The organism is Agreia sp., from assembly GCF_964263775.1.
Lineage (GTDB): Bacteria > Actinomycetota > Actinomycetes > Actinomycetales > Microbacteriaceae > Agreia.
In genome coordinates this window covers 34068-59267 of record NZ_CAXVWM010000117.1, presented here as the reverse complement: position 1 = coordinate 59267, position 25200 = coordinate 34068, and the positions used below count along the sequence as shown (strand labels likewise).

Sequence of the window (25200 nt, the reverse complement as noted above, 5' to 3'; positions counted from 1 at the left end):
GAGTACTTTCATGACCGATACAACCCCCACCGCCCAGCTCTCTGCAGCCGGCGTCAGCATCTGGCTCGACGACCTGTCGCGCGAGCGCATCACCTCCGGCGGCCTCGAGAAGCTGATCGCCGAGAAGAACGTCGTCGGGGTCACCACAAACCCGTCGATCTTCGCGGCCGCACTCACGAACGGCGAGTCGTACGCCGCACAGGTCGCCGAACTGGCCAAGGCCGGCAAGAACGTCACCGAGGCCGTGTTCGAGATCACCACACACGACGTCGCCAACGGATGCGACATCTTCCGTCCGCTCTACGACGCCACAGACGGCTTCGATGGCCGCGTGTCGATCGAGGTCGAGCCGGGCCTGGCGAACGACGCCGCGGGCACCACGAAGCAGGCCAAGGAACTCTTCGACAAGGTCGCTAAAGAGAACGTGCTGATCAAGATCCCGGCGACGATCGCGGGCCTCGAAGCCATCACCGAGACCATCGCGGCGGGAATCAGCGTCAACGTCACACTGATCTTCAGCCTCGCTCGCTACCGCGATGTCATCAACGCCTACCTGACGGGCCTCGAGCGCGCCAAGGCCGACGGCGTCGATTTGTCGAAGATCCACAGTGTCGCCTCGTTCTTCGTGTCGCGCGTCGACACCGAGATCGATAAGCGGCTCGTCGCGATCGGCACCGATGAGGCCCTTGCGCTGAAGAGCAAAGCGGGCGTTGCGAACGCTCAGCTCGCCTACGAGGTCTACGAGCAGGCGTTCTCGACCGAGCGCGCAGCCGGTCTCCTCGCTGCCGGAGCCAACAAGCAGCGGCCGCTGTGGGCATCCACCGGCGTCAAAGACCCGGCCGTGCCCGACACGACCTATGTCACCGAGCTCGTCGCCCCGGAGGTCGTCAACACGATGCCCGAGAAAACGCTCGACGCGACCTTCGACCACGGTGTGATCACCGGGGACACCATCACCGGTTCGTACGCCGCGGCCAATAAGGTACTCGACGCCATCGCGGCCCAGGGCATCTCGTACGCCGAGGTCACCGAGCTGCTCGAGACCGAGGGTGTCGACAAGTTCATCGTGTCGTGGAACGAACTTCTTGAGACGGTCACCACGGCGCTCGAGTCCTCTAAATGAGTGTTCGGAACGACCTTCTCGCCGGTGGCCGTCGCCGCTGCCGGGAGGGTCGTTCCGGACTTCGTCTCCGATCCCTCCCCCACCGTTCCCATCCAGTTCTCCGCGCTGTTCCAGCGTCGAAGCGACCCGTTGATTTAGAAAGTCTCAAGGAGTTTCATGCCACCGGTAGAAATCACTCCGGAATACAATCCGCTCAGAATCGCCTCTGACCGACGACTCAATCGAATCGCCGGCCCGAGCGGCCTCGTGATCTTCGGCGTGACGGGCGACCTGTCGCGCAAGAAGTTGATGCCGGCCGTCTACGATCTCGCAAACCGCGGCCTGCTGCCGCCGGGATTCTCGCTGATCGGATTCGCGCGACGTGACTGGGAGGACCAGGACTTCGAGCGCGTGGTGCACGATGCCGTCAAGGAGTACGCACGCACGCCGTTCGATGAAGACGTGTGGCGCCAGCTGTCCGAAGGTATCCGCTTCGTCTCGGGTGAATTCAGCGACGATCAGGCCTTCGATCATCTGAAACAGACCATCGACACCCTCGATGCCGAACGCGGCACCATGGGAAACTACGCGTTCTACCTCTCGGTGCCGCCGAAGGCTTTCCCCTTGGTCACCGAGCAGCTGCGTCGATCGGGCCTCGCCCACCCTCGAGACGGGCAGTGGCGCCGAGTCGTCATCGAGAAGCCGTTCGGCAGCGACCTGAAGACGGCCCGAGAGCTGAACGACGTCGTCGAGTCCGTCTTCGCCCCCGACTCGGTCTTCCGCATCGACCACTACCTCGGCAAGGAGACGGTCCAGAACATCCTGGCGCTCCGTTTCGCCAACCAGCTCTACGAACCCATCTGGAACGCGAACTACGTCGACCACGTGCAGATCACGATGGCCGAAGACATCGGCGTGGGCGGCCGGGCCGGCTACTACGACGGCATCGGCGCGGCACGCGACGTCATCCAGAATCACCTTCTTCAGCTCCTTGCGCTCACGGCCATGGAAGAGCCCATCTCATTCAACGCGGCCGACTTGCGCGCAGAGAAAGAGAAGGTGCTCGCGGCAATCAGACTGCCGAAAGACCTCGCCAAGCACACCGCTCGCGGACAGTACGCCGGCGGTTGGCAGGGTGGCGAGAAGGTGACCGGCTTCCTCGAAGAAGACGGCATGAATCCCGAGTCCCTCACCGAGACCTATGCGGCGATGCGGCTCGACATCGGCACTCGTCGGTGGGCCGGCGTTCCGTTCTACCTTCGTGCCGGCAAGAGGCTCGGTCGCCGCGTGACAGAGATCGCGGTCGTGTTCAAACGCGCGCCGCAGTACCTGTTCGCCGACAGCCAGACCTCTGCGCTCGGCCAGAACGCGCTCGTGATCCGGGTGCAGCCCGACGAGGGCGTGACGATCCGGTTCGGCTCGAAGGTTCCGGGCGCGGGCATGCAGGTTCGCGACGTGACCATGGACTTCGGCTACGGACACGCCTTCACCGAGGCGAGCCCCGAGGCCTACGAGCGTCTCATCCTCGATGTCCTCCTCGGCGACCCCCCACTGTTTCCTCGCCAGGAGGAGGTCGAGCTCTCTTGGAAGATCCTGGACCCGATCGAGGAGTTCTGGACGACGCAGGGACAGCCCGATCAGTACCGCCCCGGAACCTGGGGCCCCGACTCCGCAGACGAGATGCTCGCCCGCGACGGAAGAACCTGGAGGCGGCCATGATCGTCGATCTGCCCGATACCAACACGAGCAAGGTCTCCAAAGCCCTCGTGAAGATCCGCGAAGAAGGTGGCGCCGTCGCGCTGGGTCGAGTCCTGACCCTCGTCATCCGCACGGCCCTCGGCCAAGAGGAAGACGCCATCGAGGCGGCTAACGACGCGTCGCGCGAGCACCCGATGAGGGTCATCGTCGTGTCGACCGATGCCGACGACGGCGTGAACTCCGGTCGCGGTGCGAGGTTGGATGCGCAGATCCGGGTGGGTGGCGACGCCGGCGCGAGCGAGGTCATCCTGCTTAAGGCCTACGGTGCCGCATCGAGCGACGAGGAGGGCCTGGTCACGGGCCTGCTCCTGCCCGACGCCCCGGTGGTCGTGTGGTGGCCGGGCGACGCGCCCGAATCTCCGTCGACATCCGATCTCGGCCGTATCGCCCAGCGTCGCATCACTGACTCGTCGAACAGCACCAACCCCAACGAGACCCTGCGCACGCTGTCGAAGAACTACTCGCCCGGCGACACGGACTTCGCCTGGACCAGGCTCACGCTGTGGCGTGCCCAGCTCGCCGCAGTGCTCGACCAGCCCCCCTTCGAGCCGGTTATGGCCATCGAGGTCTCTGGCGCGTCGGATTCGCCGTCGACCCTGCTGCTGGCCGCCTGGTTGCGCCATCAGCTCGAGGTGCCCGTCGACTACGGAATCTCCTCGCGGGCCAACGGGTCGAGCGGCATCCACGGGGTCAAGCTCTCCCGGTCGTCGGGTGTCATCGAGCTCGAACGTTCCGTTCCCAATGTGGCGACGCTTGTTCAGCCCAACCAGCCCCTTCACGACCTGGCACTCCCCCGCCGGTCCCTCCGGGACTGCCTCGCAGAAGAATTGCGCCGGCTCGATCCAGACGACCTCTACGGTGAGGTACTCACGCAGGGCGTCCTCGAATTGGGCGAGCCCGATTCGGATTCTGCGCCCGGGGCCCCGCACCCGACAACAGAGGTGCGCTAAGCGATGACGAACGAACGCCGTGTGCTGATCCATCCCGACAAGGCTTCCCTGTCGGGTTCCGTGGCGGCGCGATTCATCACGAAGACCATAGACCTCCTCGAAGATCGGGATGCCGTCAACGTCGTTCTGACGGGTGGCTCTGTCGGAACGGCGGTGCTCGCGGCCATCAATGCCTCGCCGGCCCGCGACAGTGTCGATTGGAACAGGGTGAGCTTCTGGTGGGGGGACGAGCGTTTCGTTGCGAGAAACGATCCCGACCGCAATGAGCTGCAGGCGCGCGAAGCACTCCTCGACCACATCGATGTGCCTGCCGCCCAGGTGCACGCGTTCCCCTCGAGCGACGAGATCGCCGATATCGATGAGGCCGCGGCCGTGTATGTGCGCGCGCTTCGCGAGGCGGGCGACGGCCATGACTACCCCACGTTCGACATCACGTTCTTGGGTGTCGGACCAGACGGTCACATCGCTTCGTTGTTTCCCGGACAGGATGCGGTTCGCGTGAGCGATGCGACCGTGGTGGCCGTGCGGGAGTCCCCCAAGCCGCCGCCGCAGCGACTGAGCCTCACGCTTCCCGTCATCCGTTCCTCCGACCGCATCTGGCTCGTCCTCGCCGGGGCAGACAAGGCATCCGCCCTGGGCTTGGCTCTCGCGGGCGCCAGTATCGACGAGGTTCCGGTTGCCGGAGCCGAAGGTCGACGACGCACGGTCTTCTTCGTCGACAAGGATGCGGCATCAGAGGTGCCGGAATACCTCATCACCCCGACGTATTACTGACCGGCTCGAATACACCAAGAAGCCCCTCGGTCTACTCCCAATCATCTTCTCGATGATCGGAGAGAAGCCGAGGGGCGTCTGTCGTACGAGTGCGGCTGAACTCGAGCTCTAGGCGGTGGCCGTGCCCCGTCGTGCGCGAAGCTGCGTCAGTGCGTCTTCGAGGAGCTGGGCCGCCTCTTCTTCGGTGCGACGCTCTTTGACGTACGCCAGGTGGGTCTTGTAGGGCTCGAGCTTGACAACCGAGGGTGGGTTCTCTTTGTCGCGCCCCGCAGGCAGACCCGACGACGGGCAGTCGATGGTTTCGGGAATCTCATCTTCGGGCAGGGTGGCCGCGAAGTACTTGACTGTCTCGTTGCCCAACGCGTCCCAGTAGGAGACCTTGATGCGATCGGCGTGGAAGCCCCGATCCTGCTCGCCCATCGGGCCTGCGCCGACCCGGGATCCACGAATTGCACTGCCGCCTGAAGCCATGCTGGTTCTCCTAGATTCCGGTGTCGAATTTGGTGATGAGGCCGAGAACGACGATGCAGACGACCCATACGAGTCCGAGGATCACCGTGATCCGGTTGAGGTTGCGTTCTGCGACACCTGAGGCACCGAGGTTGGATGTCACTCCGCCGCCGAACATATCTGACAGGCCTCCGCCGCGACCGCGGTGGAGAAGGATGAGGAGGGTCAGGAGGAGGCTCGTGATACCGAGCAGCACCTGGAGAACGACCTGAAGGATCTGCACGAATTGCCTCTCGAAAATGACGGCCGACCGGTGTGAAGCCAGACCATCGTCAATTATACCTGTACATCGGCGATGTGACGCGCCATGACGAGGAGCGACGCGGGTGGGGGGGCCCCGGGGCGCCCGCCCGGGGGGCCCCCCCGCCCCCCCCCCCCCCCCCCGACGCGCTGTCGTTTAGAAGGCGTGCTTCTGGTACCGGATGATGCTGGCGAACTCGGTCAAGTCGAGGCTTGCGCCGCCGACCAGTGCGCCGTCGACGTTCGGCTGCTTCATGAAGCCTCCGATGTTCGTCGACTTGACCGATCCTCCGTAAAGGATTCGAGTCTTCGCCGCCACGTCGGAGCCGAGTGTGGTCTCGAGCACGGAGCGCAGTGCCGCACAGACGGCCTCGGCCTGCTCTGGTGTCGCCGCCTGCCCCGATCCGATCGCCCAGACGGGCTCATAGGCCACGACGATATCGGATGCCGACTGCACCGACGACAAGGCTGCCGTCAGCTGGGCGACGGGCACGGCGGAAGGTCCGTGCTTCTCGAGGTCGTCGGACGTCTCTCCGACGCAGATGATGGGAACAATGCCGCTCGAGATGGCCGCGGCCGTTTTCGCGGCGACGACTTCGTCGGTCTCGGCGTGCAGCGTACGTCGCTCCGAGTGTCCGATGATGACGTACCGGCAGTCGAGCTGCTTCAGGAAGGAACCCGATATTTCGCCGGTGTAGGCGCCGCTCGAGTGCTGTGACACGTCTTGTGCGCCGTACGCGAGCTCGAGCTTGTCGGCAGAGATGAGCGTCTGCACACTGCGCAGGTCTGTGAAGGGCGGAAAGATCGCCGCTTCGACGTCGGCGTGGTTGTGTGCCGCGTCCTTCAAGCTCCATGCGAGTTTCTGCACGAAAGCGATCGCCTGAAGGTGATCGAGGTTCATCTTCCAGTTGCCCGCGATGAGCGGCGTTCTACCCTGCTTCTGATCGGCACTTACCATCCGAGGACCTCCAGTCCGGGCAGACGCTTGCCCTCGAGGAACTCGAGGCTTGCACCGCCACCTGTTGAAATATGACCGAACTGCTCGTCTGAGAAGCCCAGTGCCCGCACGGCGGCGGCGGAGTCTCCTCCACCGACCACGCCGAGCCCGTCGACGCGGGTCAGGGCGTCGGCCACTGCACGTGTGCCCTCGGCGAACGGCGCGAGTTCGAAGACGCCCATGGGGCCGTTCCAGAACACCGTCTTCGACTCCTCGATGATGCGTGCGAACGTGATGCCCGTCTCGGGGCCGATGTCGAGCCCGAGGCCGCTTTGGCCGAACGGCGTGTCCTCGATCGATTGCGCACTCGTCACGGTGTGCTCGGCGTCTGCACCGAACTTCGATGCCACGACCACATCGGTGGGAAGAACGATGCGGATGCCGCGCTCTTTCGCCTCGGCGAGATAACCCTTGACCGTGTCGATCTGATCGCTTTCGAGCAGGCTGCCACCGACGCGAAAGCCCTGGGCCGCCAGGAAGGTGAAGAGCATGCCGCCACCGATGAGCAGGGTGTCGACCTTGGGAAGCAGATGTCCGATGACGCCGAGTTTGTCGGAAACTTTGGAGCCGCCGAGCACGACAGTGTAGGGCCGTGCCGGACTCTCTGTGAGCTTCTCGAGCACGTCGAGTTCGGCGGCGATGAGCAGGCCTGCTGCGCTCGGAAGCGCGGATGCGAGTTCGTAGACGCTCGCCTGCTTGCGATGCACCACTCCGAATCCGTCGGAGACGAAGGCGTCGCCGAACTCCGCGAGCCGGGCCGCGAACGACGATCGGTCGTCGGGGCTCTTGCTCGTCTCTGCGGCGTTGAACCGCAGGTTCTCGAGCAGTAGGACGTCGCCGTCTTCAAGGGAGTCGACAGCATCCCGAGCACTCGTGCCCACCGTGTCGCCGGCGAAGGCGACGGGTTTGCCGAGCAGTTCGGACAGTCGCTGGGCGACCGGCTGCAGGCTGAACTGGGGATCGGGTGCGCCCTCGGGTCGACCGAGGTGGCTAATGAGGATCACCCGTGCGCCCTGGTTGACCAGGGCGTTGATGGTTGCCAGAGACGCTCGAACGCGTCCGTCGTCGGTGATGACCCCGTCTTTCAACGGAACATTGAGGTCGCACCGAACGAGGACGCGTTTTCCCGCAAGGGAGCCGAGCGAATCCAGAGTGCGCAGAGTCACAGTGGATTCCTCGATTTACAGGCGGTCGGCGACGTACTCGGTGATGTCGACGAGACGGTTGGAGTAGCCCCACTCGTTGTCGTACCACGAAGCGATCTTGACCTGGTTGCCGATCACCTTGGTCAGGCCGGCATCGAAGATCGACGAGTGCGGGTCACCCTGGATGTCGCTCGAGACGATGGGGTCCTCGGTGTACGACAGGATGCCTTTCAGCTCGCCTTCAGCGGCTTTCTTGTACGCCTCGTTGACCTGTTCTACGGTGACCGTGGAGCTGGTCTCGACCGTGAGGTCGGTGATCGAGCCGGTGATGACCGGCACGCGCAGCGCGTAGCCGTCGAGCTTGCCGACGAGCTCGGGGATGACGAGGCCGAGGGCCTTGGCCGCACCGGTCGACGTCGGGATGATGTTGGCGGCGGCGGCGCGGGCGCGGCGCAAGTCGCTGTGCGGGCCGTCCTGGAGGTTTTGGTCTGCGGTGTAGGCGTGAACCGTGGTCATGAGGCCGCGCTCGATGCCGAAGTTGTCCATGAAGACCTTGGCCAGCGGGGCGAGGCAGTTCGTGGTGCACGACGCGTTCGAGATGATGTCGTGGACGGCGGAGTCGTACGTGCCCTCATTGACGCCGAGAACCAGGGTCGCGACGTCTGAACCCGTCGCCGGGGCCGAGACGATGACCTTCTTGGCGCCGGCGGTGATGTGCTTGCGGGCATCGTCGGACTTCGTGAAGCGGCCGGTCGACTCGATGACGATGTCGACGCCCAGTTCTGCCCACGGAAGGTCGGAGGGGTCGCGCTCGGCCAGCACGAGGATCGGCTTGCCGTTGACGATGATGTTGTCTCCATCGAGTTCGACCGTGGCGTCGAGACGACCTGAGATCGTGTCGTACTTGAGGAGGTGCGCGAGGGCCTTGTTGTCGGTGAGGTCATTGACCGCGACGATCTCGAGCTCGCTGCCCTTGGCGAGGGCTGCGCGGAAGTAGTTACGCCCGATACGACCGAAGCCGTTGATACCGATCTTTACAGACACGTGAAGTTCTCCATGAATCGTGTGGCCCCGCGGGGCTGGGTGGCTGAAAATGAGGGCGTGCCGGGCCGCAGGGCCCGACACGCCGTCGTCGCTACGACAGTAGCAGGAGGCCCGAGGTCTTTTCGCGGGCCGTCTGGAAGCGCGTAGCCACGTTCTCCCAGTTGGCGATGTTCCAGAATGCCTTGACGTAGTCGGCACGGACGTTCTTGTAGTCGATGTAGTAGGCGTGCTCCCAGACGTCGAGCATCAGGAGGGGGACGGTGCCGGCTGCGAAGTTGGACTGCTGGTCGAAGAACTGCTGGATGATCAGGCGCTGCCCGATGCTGTCCCAGGCGAGCACCGACCAGCCCGATCCCTGGACTCCGAGAGCCGTGGCGGTGAAGTGGGCCTGGAACTTCTCGAATGAACCGAAGAACTCGTCGATCGCAGCAGCGAGTTCGCCGACCGGCTTGTCTCCGCCGTTCGGCGACAGGTTCGTCCAGAAGATCGAGTGATTGACGTGGCCGCCGAGATTGAAGGCAAGGTCTTTCTCGAGCTTGTTGACCGCGCCGAGGTTGTCGGAGTCGCGAGCCTCCGCAAGCTGCGCCAGGGCGGTGTTGGCCCCGGTCACGTAAGCCTGATGGTGCTTGGAGTGGTGAAGCTCCATGATCGTGCCGCTGATGCTGGGCTCGAGCGCCGAATAGTCGTACGCGAGCTCAGGAAGGGTGTAGTCAGCCATTGATATCTCCTCGAATAAGGCGCCGCTCCGAAAAACTCGGGCGGCTGTGAGTGACCTGATCAGTCTACTGAGGTCAACGGACAGCGCCCTGAAAACTTCCTCGCGCCTCGCGATTGCCCGGGATCTTCAGTTCAGTCGTCGAGATCCGGCGGCAGATTCGCGTCGGTGCCCGGTATTCCCAGGTCGCTCGCCTGTTTGTCGGCCATGGCGAGGAGCCGTCGAATACGCCCGGCGATCGCATCCTTGGTCATCGGCGGGTCTGCGTGGTGACCGAGCTCATCGAGGCTGGAATCGCGGAAGTTCAGCCGCAGATCGCCCGCATACTTCAGGTGGGGCGGCACGTCGGCCCCGAGGATCTCGAGTGCGCGCTCGACCCGGGAGCAGGCGGCGACTGCGGCCTGCGCCGAGCGACGCAGGTTCGCGTCGTCGAAGTTGACGAGCCTGTTCGCCGTGGCCCGAACCTCGCGGCGCTGGCGCAGATCTTCCCACCGCGAGACGGCGTCTGCGGCACCCATGAGCGAGAGCATCCGCGCGATTGCTTCGCCGTCGCGGATGACCACACGGTGCACTCCCCTGACCTCGCGGGCCTTCGCCTGCACGTGGAGGCGGGCAGCGGCACCCACGAGGGCCATGGCGGACTCGTTGCCGGGGCAGGTGATCTCGAGGGCAGCCGACCGTCCAGGATCGGTCAGGGTGCCGCTTGCGAGGAACGCGCCCCGCCAGACGGCGGACAGTTCTTCTTGGGACCCCGTCGTGAGGCGGTTCGGGAGCCCGCGGATCGGGCGGCGCCGCGCATCCAGCAGGCCTGTCTGCCTGGCGAGGGTCTCGCCGCCATCGATGACGCGCACGAGATACGATCCATTGCGCTTGGCGCCTGTGGCCGACACGTGCGACACTTCGCCGCGAATTCCGTAGAGCTCGGCTAGGTCGCGGCGGACTCGCTTCACGAGCTCGGGAGTGTCGAGCTCGGACTCGATCGCGATGCGGTGCGAAATCAGGTGCAGGCCACCGGAAAACCGCAGGATGGTCGCCAGTTCGGCTGCCCGGAGGGTCGTCTTCTTGGCGACGACGCGGGTCAGTTCTTCTTTGACATCGGCGGTGAGGGCCAATCTCTATCCATTCGTTCGTGTGGCCGATCTCGCCAGGATGCTCGTGGCATCCGTAGGCGAGAACGGTCGGTATTATTCGCGACCGAGGTCGCGATGCTTGACGTTGACGACGACGCCGGGGTACGACTCCAGCCGGTCTGCGAGGGCACGGGTGAGGGCGACGGAACGGTGCTTGCCCCCCGTGCATCCGATCGCCATGGTGGCGTGCCGTTTGTTCTCGCGTTGGTATCCGGCGAGGACGGGTTTGAGGGAGGTCGCGTATGACTCGAGGAACTCTGCTGCGCCGTCTTGAGCGAGGACATAGTCGCTGACCTCGCTGTCAAGTCCGGTATGGGCGCGCAGCTCCGGGATCCAGAACGGGTTGGGCAGGAATCGGGCGTCGGCGATCGAGTCGACATCGGTGGGGGTGCCGTACTTGAAGCCGAAGCTCATCAGAGTGACCTGCACACCGGGGGTATCGGTGGTGGAGAACCCCTCGGCGATACGCGTGGCGAGCTGGTGGATGTTGAGATCCGACGTGTCGATGACCATGTCGCTCGACTCGCGGATGGGGTGCAGGCGCACCCGCTCGCGCTCGATGCCGTCGAGAAGTGTTCCGTCGCCCTGCAGGGGGTGCGGGCGCCTCACCTGTTCGAATCGCCGCACCAGGGCCGAGTCGGTCGCTTCGAGAAAGAGAACGCGAAGCTGGCTGCCCGAGCGGAGCGAATGGATGATCTCTTGGAGGTCGCCGAAGAAGTCGCGCCCCCGGACATCGACGACGGCAGCGATGCGGGGAAGCGTCGAACCGGCCTTCTCGGCGAGGTCGACGAGGGGCCGCAGCATCTGCGGCGGCAGGTTGTCGACGACGTACCAACCCAGGTCTTCGAGGGCATTCGCGACGGTCGATCGGCCGGCTCCCGACATTCCCGTGACTATCAGCACTTCTTGGGGAAGTGGAGCGTCAGTCATGGGTTCGCCTTCGTGAAGAGTGCTGCCGGGGGTGAACGTCTAGCCTAGCGGCGAGGCTCGGAGACGAGCGCCGGTCCATCTGGATGGAGGTGTGCGAAAATCGTCTTCGCGAGAATCGGACCGACGCCGGAAACGGATGCGATCGCATCCGGTTGAGCCTGTCGCAGTTGCGACACCGACCCGAAGTGGGTCAGCAAGCGCTTCACCCGACTCGGGCCGAGCCCCGGGATCTCGCCCAGAATCGACGCGATGTCGCGCTTGCGCCGGGTGCGCTGGTGGATGATGGCGAACCGGTGGGCCTCATCGCGCAGCCGCTGCAGCATGAAGAGCGCCTCGCTGCCCCGGGGCAGTATGACCGGAAAATCACTGTCGGGCAGCCAGATCTCTTCGAGCCGCTTGGCGAGCCCGCAGAGAAATATCCCGTCGACGCCGGACTCGCGGAGGGCACGCGCGGCGGCCTGCACCTGCGGCTGGCCGCCATCGACGACGAGGAGGTTCGGCGGGTACGAGAACTTCTTCGACGCCGAATCGGACTCGCTTCTCTCTGTTCCTTCGCGGAGGTACGCGAGACGCCGCGTGACCACCTGGTGGATCGAGTCGGTGTCGTCGGTGGATTCGGCGATCGTGAACCGTCGGTACTGGTCTTTTCGGGGAAGCCCGTCTTCGAAGACGACCATGGATGCGACGATGTTGGTTCCGCCGAGATGGGACACGTCGAAGCACTCCATGCGCAAGGGCGCATCCGGCATGCCGAGCGCCTCTTGGATGTCGGTCATGGCCTGGCTGCGGGCGACGAAATCAGCACTGCGCCTCGTCTTGTAGAGCTGCAGCGCATTCATGGCGTTGATTCTGGCGGTCTGCATCAGCGCCGCCTTCTCGCCGCGTTGGGCCGTGCGGAGGCTCACCTTGCCCTTGTCTCGGCGGCCGCCGAGCCACGTCTCGAGCTCGGCCTTGTCTTCGGGCAGCTCGGGCACGATGATCTCGCGGGGCGGGATCGTGGTGCCGTCGTAGGCGGCCTGCAGGATGGAATCGACGAGTTCGGCGGTGCTGAGATCGAGCTCCTTGTCGACGACCCAGGCGCGCACACCGCGGATGCGGCCGCCCCGAACGATGAACTGCTGCACCGCGGCCGCGAGTTCGTCGTGCTCGACCCCGAAGAGATCGGTGTCGACATTGTCGCTCAGTACGACGGCGCTTTTCTCGAGCACGGCGTCCAAAGCCTGCAACTGATCGCGGTAGGTGGCGGCCGCCTCGTACTGCTGCCCGGCGGCGGCCTCTTTCATCTTGCGGGTCACCTCGGTGACGAAGCGGTTGTCTCCCCCGGCCATGAATGCCACGAAGTCGTCGACGATGGCGCGGTGCTCCTCGACTGTGACCTTGTGCGAGCAGGGTCCGCCGCACCGGCCGATCTGGCCAGGGAAGCACGGTCGCCCGGACTGCATGGCCTTCTTGTAGCTCGAGTCCGAGCAGGTGCGGATCGGGAAGGCCTTGACCATGAGCTCGATAGTCTCGCGCACCGCCCAGATCTTCGGATACGGGCCGAAGTAGCGCGCACCCGGGATGCGGGTGTTGCGCGTCACGATGACACGCGGTGCCTCGTCGGCCAGCGTGATCGCCATGAACGGGTACGTCTTGTCGTCACGGAACTTCACGTTGAACGGCGGATCGAATTCCTTGATCCACGTGTACTCGAGTTGCAATGCCTCGACATCGCTTGCCACGACGGTCCATTCGACCGAGGCCGCCGTCGTCACCATGCGACGCGTTCGTTCGTGCAGGCTGCGCAAAGGCGCGAAGTAGTTGCTCAGCCGGGCGCGCAGGTTCTGCGCCTTGCCTACATAGAGCACCCGAGAGGTTGCGTCACGAAAGCGGTAGACGCCCGGCTGGGTGGGGATCTCCCCCGCCTTGGGGCGGTACGGAACAGTGTCTGGAGAGGTTCGAACCATGTCTACTTCGCCTCGAGGATCTCCTTGAGGAAGAAACCGGTGTGGCTCTTCTTCACCTTCGCCAGCTGCTCGGGCGTGCCGGTCGCCAAGATTCGGCCACCGCCGGCCCCGCCCTCCGGACCGATGTCGATCAGCCAGTCGGCGCTCTTGATGACGTCGAGATTGTGCTCGATCACGATGACGGTGTTGCCCTTGTCGACCAGGCCGTTGAGCACCAGGAGGAGCTTGCGGACGTCTTCGAAATGCAGGCCCGTCGTGGGCTCGTCGAGCACGTAGACCGTGCGGCCGTTGGAGCGCTTCTGCAGCTCGGTCGCGAGCTTCACCCGCTGGGCCTCTCCCCCTGACAGGGTCGTGGCGCTCTGGCCGAGTCGCACGTATCCGAGCCCGACGTCGACGAGCGTCTTCAAGAAGCGGTGGATGGCGCCGATCGGCTCGAAGAACTCTGCGGCCTCGGTGATGGGCATATCGAGAACCTCGGAGATGCTCTTGCCCTTGTAGTGCACGCTCAGAGTGTCGCGGTTGTAGCGCGCCCCTTGGCAGACTTCGCATTTGACGTAGACGTCGGGCAAGAAATTCATCTCGATCTTGATGGTTCCGTCGCCCGAGCACGCCTCACACCGCCCGCCCTTCACGTTGAAGCTGAAACGACCGGCCAGGTAGCCGCGGGCCTTGGCCTCGGCCGTGTCGGCGAACAGGTTGCGAATGCGGTCGAAGACTCCGGTGTAGGTCGCCGGATTGGAGCGCGGAGTGCGACCGATGGGGTTCTGGTCGACGTGCACGACCTTGTCGAGGTTCTCGAGACCCGTGACCCTCTTGTGCTTGCCGGGAATCTTGCGAGCACCATTGAGCTTGTTCGCGAGCACCCGGTAGAGGATGTCGTTCACCAGCGACGATTTGCCGGAACCCGACACTCCGGTGACGGCGACGAAGGTGCCGAGGGGAAAATCGACCGTGACTTTGCGCAGGTTGTTCGCTTCGGCATCGATGACGGTGATCTGACGCTCGGGGTCGAGGGGACGCCGTGTCGCCGGAATCTCGATCTCCTTGCGACCGGAGAGATAGTCGCCGGTGAGCGATCTGGTGTTGGTGAGGAGGTCTGCGTACGACCCGGAGTGGACGACCTCTCCGCCGTTCACGCCCGCCCCCGGACCGATGTCGACGATCCAGTCGGCCGTGCGGATGGTGTCTTCGTCGTGCTCGACGACGATGAGGGTGTTTCCGAGGTCTCGAAGCTTGACCAGCGTCTCGATGAGGCGCCGGTTGTCTCGCTGGTGCAATCCGATCGACGGTTCGTCGAGAACGTAGAGCACCCCCGTGAGCCCCGAGCCGATCTGGGTGGCGAGACGGATGCGCTGGGCCTCGCCCCCGGACAGCGATGCGGCGGCTCGGGCCAGGTTGAGATAATTGAGGCCGACCTGTATCAGAAAGTCGAGGCGCAGTCTGATCTCGCGCAGCACCTGGGCCGCGATCGCCGCTTCTCGATCTGTAAGGACGACGTCGTGCATGAACGTCTGCGCGTCGGTCAGCGAGATGTCGGTGACGTCGGCGATGCTGCGGCCGTTGACTGTGACCGCGAGCACCTCGGGCTTGAGGCGCTTGCCGTTGCAGACAGGGCACGGTATCTCTCGGAGGAACTCCGACCAGCGCGCGCGCTGGGTGTCGGTCTCTGCCTGCAAGAACTGCCGTTCGATGTAGGGAACGACACCCTCGAATCCCGAGGAGTAGCTCACTTCGCGGCCGTAGCGGTTCTTCCAGCGAACCTTGACCTCGAAGTTGTTGCCGCGGAGCACCGCGTTCTGCACTTCGTCGCTCAGTTTGCCCCAGGGGGTCTTCAACGAGAAGTCGAGGTCACGGGAGAGCCCGTGAAGAAGCTTCTCGTAGTAGCTGAAGAGCCCCTTTCCCTGGGTGGTCCACGGAACGATGACTCCCTCGGCGATGCTGAGGTCGTGGTCTCCCAGCAGCAGATCGGAATCGACCGACATGCGGGTGCCGAGGCCCGAGCACTCGGGGCACGCACCGAACGGCGCGTTGAACGAAAAGGTGCGCGGTTCGATTTCGGTGAGGGCGATGGGGTGATTGTTCGGGCACGAGAGCTTCTCGGAGAAGGTCTGCCAGGCATCCGGGCCTTCGGAGTCGACGTAGTTGATCTGCACCAGGCCGTCGGTGAGCCGCAGGGCCGTCTCGAGCGAATCGGTGAGTCGGCTCAGGATGTCGGGCCCCGCGACGAGCCGGTCGACGACGACGGAGATGTCGTGCTTGACCTGCTTCTTGAGCTTGGGCGGATCGTTCAGCTGAACGACCTCGCCGTCGACGAGCGCACGCGAGTAGCCTGCGGCGGCGAGTTCTGAGAACAGGTCGACGAACTCGCCCTTCTTCTGCGAGACCACGGGGCTGGCGACCTGGTAGCGGATGCCGTCTTCGAGCTCCATGAGCTGGTCGGCGATCTGCTGCACGGTCTGCGACTTGATCGGTTCTCCGCAGATCGGACAGTGCGGAATTCCGATGCGTGCCCACAGCAGCCGCATGTAGTCGTAGATCTCGGTGATCGTGCCGACTGTCGAGCGAGGGTTGCGGTTCGTCGATTTCTGGTCGATCGACACGGCGGGGCTGAGCCCCTCGATGAAGTCGACGTCGGGGCGGTCGACCTGCCCGAGAAACTGTCGAGCGTAGGCAGAAAGCGACTCGACGTAGCGACGCTGCCCCTCAGCGAAGATCGTATCGAAGGCGAGGGAAGACTTGCCCGACCCGGAGAGACCCGTGAAGACCACGAGCGAGTCCCGGGGGATCTCGAGATTCACGTCGTGAAGATTGTGGACGCGGGCGCCGTGGACGCTGAGGACGTTGGAGGAATCTACCTTCGAAACTGACACCTCGAAAGTCTATGTGCGGCCACCGACGCTCCGTCCCGGTTCTGCTGACGGCGGAGGCGCGGGAACCAGTGTGCTACACGTCGAAGACGAGCAGGGTGCTCGATGCGGTCGCCACGGTGCGCCCGACGTCGGAATCGAGCGCGGTGCGCATGAAACCGCCATGAACCGCGCCGATGGGGTTGTAAACCGACTCGTCGGGAGAGCAGGTGAAGACGGCCGTTCCGCGGCTCGCAGAGACGAGTTCGAGATTCATGAGCACAGCGATCGGGGGTGGCGGGATGCGGCCCGCGATCATGGCGTTCAGATACTCGAGCCCGCCGAGTGTTCTCGCTTCGGCGGCCCCGATGTGCGGGTCTTGCCACTCGACGACCCGGCGGCGCGACGGCGCGACGGCGTCGGTCACGAGAGATGCCCGGCTGCCGACATCTGCCGCAGGTCTTTCTTCAAATCTCCGAGTTCGTCGCGCAGTCGCGCGGCCAGTTCGAACTTGAGTTCACCGGCCGCCTGGAGCATCTGTTCGTTGAGATCGGCGATGATCGCCTCGAGCTGGTTCGCTCCCTCGGCGGCGATACCCTCCCGGCGCAGGTTGGGAGTGGGCGACTTCTTCTTCGAGTTGTCACGGCCCGCGAGCAGTTGCGCCGTGTCGGCGCCTTCACGGGCGAGCACGTCGGTGATGTCGGCGATGCGCTTGCGCAACGGGGTCGGGTCGATGCCGTGCTCTGAGTTGTAGGCCACCTGCAGTTCGCGCCTGCGCGTCGTCTCGCTGATTGCGAAGGCCATCGAGTCGGTCACCTTGTCGGCGTACATGATGACCTGTCCGGACACATTTCGCGCCGCTCGACCGATCGTCTGGATGAGGGAGGTCGACGACCGCAGGAATCCCTCTTTGTCGGCGTCGAGGATGGCGACGAGCGACACCTCGGGCAAGTCGAGTCCCTCACGAAGCAGGTTGATTCCTACGAGCACGTCGTAGAGCCCCGCCCTGAGCTCGGTGAGCAGTTCGACACGGCGCAGGGTGTCGACGTCTGCGTGCAGGTAGCGAACCCGCACCCCGTGTTCACCCAGGAAGTCGGTGAGCTCTTCTGCCATCTTCTTCGTCAGCGTGGTGACGAGAACGCGCTCGTCTCTGCCGGCACGCACTCGAATCTCTTCGAGCAGGTCGTCGATCTGGCCGGTGGATGTCTTGATCACGATCTCGGGATCGATCAGGCCTGTCGGGCGGATGATCTGCTGCACGACGCCGTCTGCGATCCCCATCTCATATTTACCCGGGGTGGCCGAGAGGTACACCGTCTGGCCGACCCTCTCCTTGAACTCCGGCCACTTGAGCGGACGATTGTCGAGGGCGCTCGGAAGCCTGAATCCATGATCGACGAGGGTGCGCTTGCGCGACGAGTCGCCTTCGTACATCGCGCCGATCTGGGGCACCGTCACGTGGGACTCGTCGATGACCACGAGGAAATCGTCGGGGAAGTAGTCGATGAGGCAGTGCGGGGCCGCCCCCGGCGGCCGCACATCCATGTGCCAGGAGTAGTTCTCGATGCCGGAGCAGAATCCGATCTGCTGCATCATCTCGAGGTCGAAGGTGGTGCGCATGCGCAGCCTCTGCGCCTCGAGGAGCTTGCCCTCTTTCTCGAGTTGGCCGACGCGGAGTTCGAGCTCGTCTTGGATGGTGCCGATCGCGCGCTGCATCACATCGGTGTCGGTGACGTAGTGGGAGCCCGGAAAGACGGAGACGGAGTCGAGCTTGCGCACGATGTCGCCGGTGAGCGGATGCAGGCTGTAGAGGGCTTCGATCTCGTCGCCGAACATCTCGATGCGGATGGCCAGCTCTTCGTACTGGGGAATGATCTCGATCGTGTCGCCGCGCACGCGGAAGTTGCCGCGCGAGAAATCGATGTCGTTGCGGTTGTACTGCATCGAGACGAACTTGCGGATGAGCCAGTCCCTGTCGATGCGCTGGCCGACTTGCAGCGCGATCATGGCGTTCATGTACTGCTCGGGGGTGCCGAGGCCGTAGATGCACGAGACCGTCGATACCACCACGACGTCGCGTCGGCTCAGGAGCGAGTTGGTGGTCGAGTGCCGCAGGCGCTCGACCTCGGAGTTGATTGAACTGTCTTTCTCGATGAAGGTGTCCGTCTGGGGAACGTAGGCCTCTGGCTGGTAGTAGTCGTAGTACGACACGAAGTATTCGACCGCGTTGTTGGGCATGAGCTCTCGAAACTCGTTCGCGAGCTGGGCCGCGAGGGTCTTGTTGTGCGCCAGAACGAGAGTGGGGCGCTGAACCGCTTCTATGAGCCAGGCCGTCGTCGCCGACTTGCCAGTGCCCGTTGCGCCGAGGAGCACCACGTCGGTCTCGCCCGCGTTGATGCGAGCCGTCAACTCGGCGATCGCGGTGGGCTGGTCGCCGCTCGGAGTGTATTCACTGACGACTTCGAAGGGGTGGACGGAGCGGGTGGGTTCCATGCAATAAGTTTAGGTCGGGGTAGTGACACTGGTCCCTGCCTGGCAGCGGAAACGGATTCTTTCGAACAGGAGCGGCGCCATGCGCATCGGCATTCTCACCTCGGGCGGCGACTGTCCCGGACTCAACGCGGTCATCCGCGGCGCAGTTCTGAAAGGCACCGAGATCAACGGCCAGGAGTTCGTCGGGTTCCGCGACGGCTGGAGGGGTGTCGTCAACGCCGACATCATGGAACTCACCCGCCACAACATCCGCGGCATCGCCAAGCAGGGCGGCACCATTCTCGGTACGTCGCGCACCAACCCGTTCGAAGGCGAGAACGGCGGACCGGAGAACATCACCGCCAACATGGAACGCCTGGGAATCGATGCGATCATGGCCATCGGCGGCGAGGGAACCCTCGCGGCGGCGAAGCGGCTCACCGATGCCGGATTGAAGATCGTCGGGGTTCCCAAGACGGTCGACAACGATCTCGATGCCACGGACTACACCTTCGGGTTCGACACGGCGGTGCAGATCGCCACCGACGCCATGGATCGCCTGCGCACGACCGGAGAGTCGCACAGCCGCTGCATGGTCGCCGAGGTGATGGGGCGGCACGTGGGCTGGATCGCCCTGCACTCGGGCATGGCCTCCGGGGCGCACGCGATCCTCATTCCCGAACAGAAGACGAGCGTCGAGCAGATGTGCGAGTGGGTGCAGAGCGCGTACGATCGCGGCCGCGCTCCGCTGGTCGTCGTGGCCGAGGGCTTCATGCCCGACAGCATGGACGACCCGCATTCCGAGCGGGGCCTGGATGCGTTCGGCCGGCCGCGACTCGGGGGCATCGGCGAGCGGATCGCCCCCCTGATCGAATCGATCACCGGCATAGAGACCCGGGCCACGACGCTCGGACACATTCAGCGCGGAGGCGTTCCGAGCGCCTACGACCGCGTGCTCGCGACCCGCCTCGGCATGGCCGCAAGCGACATCATCGGCGACAAGGCCTGGGGGCAGATGGTCGCACTCAAGGGCACGGAGATCGTCACCGTCGGATTCGCCGAGGCCCTCGGCAAGCTCAAGACCGTTCCGCAGCACCGCTACGACGAGGCCGCCCTGCTGTTCGGCTAGTCAGTTCTCATCGACGCGCGCCCTGTCCTCGGCCCGTACGGCCAGGTCGATCCACAGCTCGTCAACTGAGTCGAGGGTGTGCTGCAGCGACGACGAGGTGTCGATGACGACGTCGGCGACGGCGCGCCGCTCGGCGTCGGTGGCCTGCGCCGCGATGCGCCGTTCTGCCTCGCCGCGGGTCATTTTGCGGTGCGCGAGCAGCCGCTCGATGCGCACCTCGGCAGGCGCTTCGCACACGACGATGAGGTCGAACCGGAGCTCCCGGCGGGCCTCGACGAGGAGCGGAACGTCGTAGACGATGACCGCCGCGGCATCTGCGGCCCCGGCCTCGGCGATCAGCTCCGCCGTGCGCGCGTGCACACGCGGGTGCACGATGCCCTCGAGACGGATGCGGGCCTCGGGATCGGCGAAGACGATGCCCCCCAGCGCCGCCCGGTCGAGCGAGCCGTCGGCGGCAAGAACCGAGGTACCGAACTCGCGAACGACCTCCGCCAGTCCGGGGGTGGATTCGTCGACGACCTCGCGGGAGATGGCATCCGCGTCGACGTGCACGGCGCCGTGCTCGACGAGTCGCCGGGCCACAGTAGATTTTCCTGACGCGATTCCGCCGGTGAGGCCCACGATGAACATGATTCAATGCTAGCTGCGAGGTGCCATCGCTTTCCCGTGTGTTCCTTAACGGCGGAACGGCCGCCCCGAAGGACGGCCGTTCTGCGGTGCAACTTAGGAGTTGCTGCTCGACAGCTTCTCGCGAAGCGCGGCGAGGGTCTCGTCGTCGGCAAGCGTGCCGGCTCCGGTCGACTCGCTCGAGAAGGTTGAACCAGCGCTGGCGCCGTCGCCCGTAGCGACCTCGGCGTTGCTCGTGGCAACCTGCTTCTTGTGGGCCTCCCAGCGAGCCTGGGCCGCAGCGTAGTCCTGCTCCCACTTCTCGCGCTGGGTCTCGAAGCCCTCGCGCCACTCGTTCGTCTCCGGGTCGAAGCCCTCGGGGAACTTGTAGTTTCCCTGGTCGTCGTACTCGGTGAGCATGCCGTAGAGGGCCGGGTCGAACTCGGTGCCCTCGGGGTCGACGCCTTCGTTGGCCTGCTTGAGGCTCAGTGAGATGCGGCGACGCTCGAGGTCGATGTCGATGACCTTGACGAAGACCTCGTCGCCGACCGAGACGACCTGTTCGGCGAGTTCGACGTGCTTGCCCGACAGCTCGGAGATGTGCACGAGACCCTCGATGCCCTCGGCGACGCGAACGAATGCGCCGAAGGGAACCAGCTTCGTGACCTTACCCGGGGCAACCTGTCCGATTGCGTGGGTGCGGGCGAAGACCTGCCATGGGTCTTCCTGCGTCGCCTTGAGCGACAGGGAGACACGCTCGCGGTCGAGGTCGACCTCGAGGATCTCGACGGTGACCTCCTGGCCGACCTCGACGACCTCGGATGCGTGCTCGATGTGCTTCCAGCTGAGTTCGGAGACGTGGACCAGTCCGTCGACCCCACCCAGGTCGACGAATGCACCGAAGTTCACGATCGACGAGACGACGCCCTTGCGGACCTGTCCCTTCTGGAGGTTGTTGAGGAACGTGGTGCGACTCTCGGACTGGGTCTGCTCGAGAAGGGCGCGACGCGACAGGACCACGTTGTTGCGGTTCTTGTCGAGCTCGAGGATCTTGGCCTCGATCTCCTGGCCCAGGTAGGGCGTGAGGTCGCGCACGCGGCGAAGCTCGATGAGCGACGCGGGCAGGAAGCCTCGGAGTCCGATGTCGACGATGAGTCCACCCTTGACGACCTCGATGACGCTACCGGTGACGACACCGTCTGCGTCTTTGATCTTCTCGACGTCTCCCCACGCACGCTCGTACTGAGCGCGCTTCTTGGAGAGGATCAGGCGGCCTTCTTTGTCTTCTTTCTGAAGGACGAGGGCCTCGACCAGGTCGCCGACCTTGACGACCTCGGTGGGGTCGACGTCGTGCTTGATGGAGAGTTCGCGCGAGGGAATGACACCCTCGGTCTTGTAGCCCACGTCGAGGAGAACCTCGTCGCGGTCGATCTTTACAACGGTGCCCTCGATGAGGTCTCCGTCGTTGAAGAACTTCAGTGTCTTTTCGACCGCGGCGAGAAAGTCTTCTGCCGAGCCAATGTCGTTGATTGCGACCTGCTTGGCTACTCTGTCGGTCGTTGCGATTGTCATAAAAGTAAATGCTCCAGGATGGACATATATCAGGCCGACGACAGACGAGTTCGAGGATTTCGAGCAGGACTGCTCTGCCGACGGCGAGCGGATGGGATGGCACAAAACGTGCCAAGTCATTCTAGCCCCGTGAATCCGCGCTCAGCAACACGTCGAGGGGCTTCAGCTCTCGCCTCGAAGCACGAAGTCGGCGAACTCCTCAGGATCGTCGAGGCCGCCCAAGTACTGCACGCCGTCGACGATGACGGTGGGCGTGCCGGAGAGCGTGTCGACGTCGGAGTTCGGAAGGGGACCCTTCAGCGCCCGGGCTGTCGCGTCTGTCACCCAGTCGATGAACCGGCCCGTGTCGATGCAGTCGGCGACACCGGTTCCTTCGAGCGCTTCGGCCTCGTCGACGAGACCGATCAGATCGGCGTCACTCAATCCCTCGGTGTTCTCTTCGGGTTGATTTTCGAACAACAACGCGTTGAACGATGCGAATCGATCGGGTGCCGAGTCGGCCACACAGGCGGCAGCATTGGCGGCGCGGGTGGAATACTTCGTTCCGAGCGACGAGCGGTCGAGGATGGCGATCGGATGCACCTCGAGTACGACGTCGCCGCTCTCCACCCAATCCGACAGCTGCCTGGCGTTGGTGGCCTCGAACTGGCCGCAAAATGGACAGAAGTAGTCGATGTAGGTGACGACACGAACGGCATCGTCTCCCCCGGAGCCGAGTACGATCCCGTCGCCCGTCGCTCCGCCGGGCGCCGCCGACGAAGCCGATGACTTTCGGGAAGCGCCGTCATCTTTTGTCGAGGAGCGCACAAGCGAACCGAGAACGCTGGTGAGGATCAGTACCGTCACTACGGCGATCGCCACCACGACTACTGCCGACCCGCCGAGGATCCAGGGCCAGATCGGTCGGGCGGTTCGTGCCGTCGCCGGCGCCGGTGACGGCGCACGATCCTGCGTCTGGTCGGTCCAGGCTCTGCCGTCCCACCAGCGCTCACGCGAGGAATCGGGCTCGGGGTACCAGCCGGCGGGTGTGGAGTCGGTCATGACACGGCTTTTTCGGACGCTTTCGGCGCGTCGACCAGCAGAAACCGCTGCAGGGTGTCGAGCCCGACCCCGCCCAGGTCGAGGGCCCTTCGGTGGAACTCCTTGGCGTCGTACGCGTCGCCCCGCTGCAACCGATAGTCGTCTCGGAGCTGTTCCCAGATGCGCTGGCCGACCTTGTACGACGGCGCCTGTCCGGGCCAGCCGAGGTAGCGATTCACCTCGAAGCGAATGAACGCGTCATCCATGTTGACATTCGCCCGCATGAACTCCAGTGCATAGTCGGCGTCCCACACGCCGCCGCCATCAGGGCGCTCTTTGCCGAGGTGCACGCCGATGTCGAGCACTACCCGGGCCGCCCGCATGCGCTGGCCGTCGAGCATGCCGAGCCTGTCGGCCGGATCGTCGAGGTAGCCCAGTTCGTGCATCAGGCGCTCGGCGTAGAGTGCCCATCCCTCGGCATGCCCGGACGATCCCGCCAGCTGGCGGCGCCAGGTGTTCAACGTGGCCCTGTTGTAGACGGCCTGACCGATCTGCAGGTGGTGTCCGGGAACGCCCTCGTGGTAGACCGTCGTGAGTTCGCGCCAGGTGTCGAACGTGGTGACGCCCGCGGGCACCGACCACCACATGCGCCCGGGACGAGAGAAGTCGTCAGTCGGACCCGTGTAGTAGATGCCGCCTTCGTCTGTGGGCGCGATCATGCACTCCAGGGCGCGGATCTCGTCGGGGATGTCGAAGTGGCTGCGCGAGAGCTCGTCGACCGCGCGGTCGCTCGTCTCCTGCATCCATCGCTTGAGAGCATCGGTGCCGCGAAGTTTTCGCGTGTCGTCGGCGTCGAGGTGCGCGATGGCTTCGTGCACGGATGCGCCGGGCAGGATCTCGTCGGCGATGGCCTCCTGTTCACGCGTCATACGTGCGAGCTCGGTGATCCCCCACTCGTAGGTTTCGTCGAGATCGATCGTGGCGCCCAGGAACTGGCGCGACCGCAGCGCGTAGATCTGCCGGCCCACCGCATCCACGGGCGTTGCCGACGACAGGAGTTCGTTTTCGAGAAAATCTGCGAACTGCGTGTATCCGCCTGCCGCGACGGCAGCCGCATCGATCAGCGAATCCGTCGCGGATTCGGGGGGAGCGCCGGTGGGAAGGGTGGCGAAAAAGCCGTCGTGGGACGCATTTTTGCGCGCCTGCGCCAGAACCTCGATGACCTGACGCCTGGCCGGCACTATGTTCTCGGTGATTCCCTGCCGCAGCGTCTCGACGTAGCCGGCGAGCGCATCGGGCACGGCACGGAGGCGGGTGTCGATGACCTGCCAATCTGCCGCCGTGTCTGTCGGCATCAGATCGAACACCTCACGGATGTCTTGGGAAGGCGAGGCGATGACGTTGAGGTCGCGCAGGTGGAGGCCGACGTCGGCACTCTCGATGGCGAGCTGGAGTGAACTGCCGAGGTCGAGGTGTGTGACCCGATCGACGTCGTCGACCGGTACCGCCTCGGCGAGCCGGGACTGTGTTCGTCGGACCTCGGCCATGAAGAGATCGTGGCCGGACGGCGACAGGTCGCCGATCCGGGAATTCGCTTCGAGGCGGCCGATGTAGGTGCCGAGGGTGGGCTCAAGACGAACAAGCGTGTCGACCCAGGCCTCGGCGATCGCGTCGATCTCTGTGGGTGTGCGCGCGGGAGGCGTGGCGGAAGCGATCATGCCTTCAGCCTAACGATCCCCTCCGACAGGGGCTCGACGTGCGCACGAGCGGTCGCCGGCTCGCGGACCGATCGTCGCCTATCGGGGGACAGTCGCCGAGGGCCCTCGGCGAGCACCGTCGCGAGGCAGAAAGCCTCGATCGAGTGCTGGGCGGCATCCACGCTCGCGGCATGGGCGCCGTACCACCGACCGCAGGTCATCAGGGGCGACCCATCCGGTTCCTGGGCGAACCATCCGTGCGTGCCCGCGTTCGGTCCGTGCACCGATCGGATCTCGAAGTCCTGTCGCGGGAGGCGTGCTGCGAAGACGGCGGCGCGGGCATCGTCGAATGATCGGTAGAGCACGGCACTGCGTGCGAGTTCACGATTGTTGCTTGCGAGGAGGCGCCATACGCACACGGACCCGGACTGCGGATCGGCGAGTCCATCCACGGGTCGCTGATCGGTCGACGTCAGCTGATCGCGAAACCTCGACCACGCCCGGGGCATGGGGTCTGCGGCAGAGGTGAACGATGAGAACACGATGCTCGCCGTCGTCGTCACATCGACAGTCTCGGCCACCGGGGTGTCGTGCGGGCGTACTGAGGGTGTCCGAAT

23 protein-coding genes are annotated in these 25200 nt (G+C 64.7%); 6 read left to right on the top strand and 17 right to left on the bottom strand.

All coding sequences use genetic code 11. From position 1 onward, the window contains the following. The first annotated feature begins 10 nt into the window (after positions 1-10). Genes tal through pgl form a run of 5 tightly spaced genes read left to right on the top strand, consistent with a single transcriptional unit; the run spans position 11 to position 4584 of the window. Positions 11-1123 (top strand): transaldolase, encoded by a 1113-nt coding sequence (tal, locus tag ACE5CZ_RS08835; protein ID WP_374946957.1) that lies wholly within the window; start codon positions 11-13, stop codon positions 1121-1123. Then, positions 1124-1261, top strand: a complete 138-nt coding sequence (locus ACE5CZ_RS08830) for a hypothetical protein (protein ID WP_374946956.1) — start codon at positions 1124-1126, stop codon at positions 1259-1261. An 18-nt stretch (positions 1262-1279) separates the two neighbouring features. Further along, complete coding sequence (gene zwf, locus ACE5CZ_RS08825; RefSeq protein WP_374946955.1) at positions 1280-2821, top strand: glucose-6-phosphate dehydrogenase; 1542 nt, start codon at positions 1280-1282, stop codon at positions 2819-2821. Beyond that, positions 2818-3810, top strand: a complete 993-nt coding sequence (locus ACE5CZ_RS08820) for a glucose-6-phosphate dehydrogenase assembly protein OpcA (protein WP_374946954.1) — start codon at positions 2818-2820, stop codon at positions 3808-3810. The genes zwf and ACE5CZ_RS08820 overlap by 4 nt, the downstream gene beginning before the upstream one ends. Positions 3811-3813: 3 nt before the next feature. Beyond that, positions 3814-4584: a 6-phosphogluconolactonase gene (gene pgl, locus ACE5CZ_RS08815; RefSeq protein WP_374946953.1), complete on the top strand. Its 771-nt coding sequence runs from the start codon at positions 3814-3816 to the stop codon at positions 4582-4584. A 108-nt stretch (positions 4585-4692) separates the two neighbouring features. On the opposite strand, the gene ACE5CZ_RS08810 is transcribed toward pgl, so the two are convergent. The 12 genes from ACE5CZ_RS08810 to uvrB form a co-directional block, all read right to left on the bottom strand. Then, the gene (locus ACE5CZ_RS08810; protein ID WP_301214066.1) at positions 4693-5055 is read right to left on the bottom strand and encodes an RNA polymerase-binding protein RbpA; all 363 of its coding nucleotides are present in this window, start codon (positions 5053-5055) and stop codon (positions 4693-4695) included. A 10-nt stretch (positions 5056-5065) separates the two neighbouring features. Beyond that, on the bottom strand, positions 5066-5317 hold the full coding sequence (secG, locus tag ACE5CZ_RS08805) for a preprotein translocase subunit SecG (RefSeq protein ID WP_055928680.1): 252 nt from the start codon (positions 5315-5317) through the stop codon (positions 5066-5068). 174 nt (positions 5318-5491) lie between these two features. Next, positions 5492-6292: a triose-phosphate isomerase gene (tpiA, locus tag ACE5CZ_RS08800; RefSeq protein WP_374946952.1), complete on the bottom strand. Its 801-nt coding sequence runs from the start codon at positions 6290-6292 to the stop codon at positions 5492-5494. Beyond that, entirely contained in the window at positions 6286-7497 is a 1212-nt protein-coding gene (locus ACE5CZ_RS08795; RefSeq protein WP_374946951.1) for a phosphoglycerate kinase, read from the bottom strand. Before ACE5CZ_RS08795 ends, tpiA begins: the two co-directional genes overlap by 7 nt. A 15-nt stretch (positions 7498-7512) precedes the next feature. Beyond that, on the bottom strand, positions 7513-8520 hold the full coding sequence (gene gap, locus ACE5CZ_RS08790; protein WP_374946950.1) for a type I glyceraldehyde-3-phosphate dehydrogenase: 1008 nt from the start codon (positions 8518-8520) through the stop codon (positions 7513-7515). Positions 8521-8611: 91 nt separating this feature from the next. Further along, entirely contained in the window at positions 8612-9238 is a 627-nt protein-coding gene (locus ACE5CZ_RS08785; RefSeq protein ID WP_374946949.1) for a superoxide dismutase, read from the bottom strand. Between the two features lie 131 nt (positions 9239-9369). Then, positions 9370-10347 carry a DNA-binding protein WhiA gene (gene whiA, locus ACE5CZ_RS08780; RefSeq protein WP_374946948.1) on the bottom strand — a complete coding sequence of 326 codons (978 nt, stop codon included), beginning with the start codon at positions 10345-10347 and terminating at the stop codon, positions 9370-9372. Between the two features lie 72 nt (positions 10348-10419). Further along, entirely contained in the window at positions 10420-11295 is an 876-nt protein-coding gene (rapZ, locus tag ACE5CZ_RS08775; protein WP_374946947.1) for an RNase adapter RapZ, read from the bottom strand. Positions 11296-11339: 44 nt separating this feature from the next. Next, positions 11340-13241, bottom strand: a complete 1902-nt coding sequence (gene uvrC, locus ACE5CZ_RS08770; RefSeq protein ID WP_374946946.1) for an excinuclease ABC subunit UvrC — start codon at positions 13239-13241, stop codon at positions 11340-11342. A gap of 2 nt (positions 13242-13243) precedes the next feature. Further along, on the bottom strand, positions 13244-16111 hold the full coding sequence (gene uvrA / locus ACE5CZ_RS08765) for an excinuclease ABC subunit UvrA (RefSeq protein ID WP_374946945.1): 2868 nt from the start codon (positions 16109-16111) through the stop codon (positions 13244-13246). Between the two features lie 73 nt (positions 16112-16184). Next, positions 16185-16514, bottom strand: coding sequence for a PaaI family thioesterase (locus tag ACE5CZ_RS08760; protein WP_374946944.1), 330 nt, complete (start codon positions 16512-16514; stop codon positions 16185-16187). Continuing rightward, positions 16511-18580, bottom strand: a complete 2070-nt coding sequence (uvrB, locus tag ACE5CZ_RS08755; RefSeq protein WP_374946943.1) for an excinuclease ABC subunit UvrB — start codon at positions 18578-18580, stop codon at positions 16511-16513. Before uvrB ends, ACE5CZ_RS08760 begins: the two co-directional genes overlap by 4 nt. A 79-nt stretch (positions 18581-18659) precedes the next feature. Between uvrB and ACE5CZ_RS08750 the strand changes: the two genes are divergently transcribed. After that, positions 18660-19688 (top strand): 6-phosphofructokinase, encoded by a 1029-nt coding sequence (locus ACE5CZ_RS08750; protein ID WP_374946942.1) that lies wholly within the window; start codon positions 18660-18662, stop codon positions 19686-19688. On the opposite strand, the gene coaE is transcribed toward ACE5CZ_RS08750, so the two are convergent. The 5 genes from coaE to ACE5CZ_RS08725 form a co-directional block, all read right to left on the bottom strand. Beyond that, positions 19689-20318 carry a dephospho-CoA kinase gene (coaE, locus tag ACE5CZ_RS08745; RefSeq protein WP_374946941.1) on the bottom strand — a complete coding sequence of 210 codons (630 nt, stop codon included), beginning with the start codon at positions 20316-20318 and terminating at the stop codon, positions 19689-19691. Positions 20319-20411: 93 nt separating this feature from the next. Next, on the bottom strand, positions 20412-21866 hold the full coding sequence (rpsA, locus tag ACE5CZ_RS08740; protein WP_374946940.1) for a 30S ribosomal protein S1: 1455 nt from the start codon (positions 21864-21866) through the stop codon (positions 20412-20414). Between the two features lie 162 nt (positions 21867-22028). After that, positions 22029-22907 (bottom strand): thioredoxin domain-containing protein, encoded by an 879-nt coding sequence (locus tag ACE5CZ_RS08735; protein WP_374946939.1) that lies wholly within the window; start codon positions 22905-22907, stop codon positions 22029-22031. Beyond that, positions 22904-24604, bottom strand: a complete 1701-nt coding sequence (locus ACE5CZ_RS08730) for a DUF885 domain-containing protein (protein WP_374946938.1) — start codon at positions 24602-24604, stop codon at positions 22904-22906. Before ACE5CZ_RS08730 ends, ACE5CZ_RS08735 begins: the two co-directional genes overlap by 4 nt. After that, positions 24601-25164, bottom strand: a complete 564-nt coding sequence (locus ACE5CZ_RS08725; protein WP_374946937.1) for a hypothetical protein — start codon at positions 25162-25164, stop codon at positions 24601-24603. Before ACE5CZ_RS08725 ends, ACE5CZ_RS08730 begins: the two co-directional genes overlap by 4 nt. Between the last annotated feature and the right edge of the window lie 36 nt (positions 25165-25200).

Excerpts from the sequence above, each read along its gene's own strand:
- rpsA (WP_374946940.1), bottom strand. The coding sequence starts at position 21,866 with ATGACAATCGCAACGACCGACAGAGTAGCCAAGCAGGTCGCAATCAAC.
- ACE5CZ_RS08785 (WP_374946949.1), bottom strand. The coding sequence starts at position 9,238 with ATGGCTGACTACACCCTTCCTGAGCTCGCGTACGACTATTCGGCGCTC.
- ACE5CZ_RS08735 (WP_374946939.1), bottom strand. The coding sequence starts at position 22,907 with ATGACCGACTCCACACCCGCCGGCTGGTACCCCGAGCCCGATTCCTCG.
- zwf (WP_374946955.1), top strand. The coding sequence starts at position 1,280 with ATGCCACCGGTAGAAATCACTCCGGAATACAATCCGCTCAGAATCGCC.
- ACE5CZ_RS08820 (WP_374946954.1), top strand. The coding sequence starts at position 2,818 with ATGATCGTCGATCTGCCCGATACCAACACGAGCAAGGTCTCCAAAGCC.
- coaE (WP_374946941.1), bottom strand. The coding sequence starts at position 20,318 with ATGTTCATCGTGGGCCTCACCGGCGGAATCGCGTCAGGAAAATCTACT.
- uvrB (WP_374946943.1), bottom strand. The coding sequence starts at position 18,580 with ATGGAACCCACCCGCTCCGTCCACCCCTTCGAAGTCGTCAGTGAATAC.
- uvrC (WP_374946946.1), bottom strand. The coding sequence starts at position 13,241 with ATGGTTCGAACCTCTCCAGACACTGTTCCGTACCGCCCCAAGGCGGGG.
- tpiA (WP_374946952.1), bottom strand. The coding sequence starts at position 6,292 with ATGGTAAGTGCCGATCAGAAGCAGGGTAGAACGCCGCTCATCGCGGGC.
- tal (WP_374946957.1), top strand. The coding sequence starts at position 11 with ATGACCGATACAACCCCCACCGCCCAGCTCTCTGCAGCCGGCGTCAGC.
- pgl (WP_374946953.1), top strand. The coding sequence starts at position 3,814 with ATGACGAACGAACGCCGTGTGCTGATCCATCCCGACAAGGCTTCCCTG.
- rapZ (WP_374946947.1), bottom strand. The coding sequence starts at position 11,295 with ATGACTGACGCTCCACTTCCCCAAGAAGTGCTGATAGTCACGGGAATG.
- ACE5CZ_RS08810 (WP_301214066.1), bottom strand. The coding sequence starts at position 5,055 with ATGGCTTCAGGCGGCAGTGCAATTCGTGGATCCCGGGTCGGCGCAGGC.
- ACE5CZ_RS08730 (WP_374946938.1), bottom strand. The coding sequence starts at position 24,604 with ATGATCGCTTCCGCCACGCCTCCCGCGCGCACACCCACAGAGATCGAC.
- ACE5CZ_RS08750 (WP_374946942.1), top strand. The coding sequence starts at position 18,660 with ATGCGCATCGGCATTCTCACCTCGGGCGGCGACTGTCCCGGACTCAAC.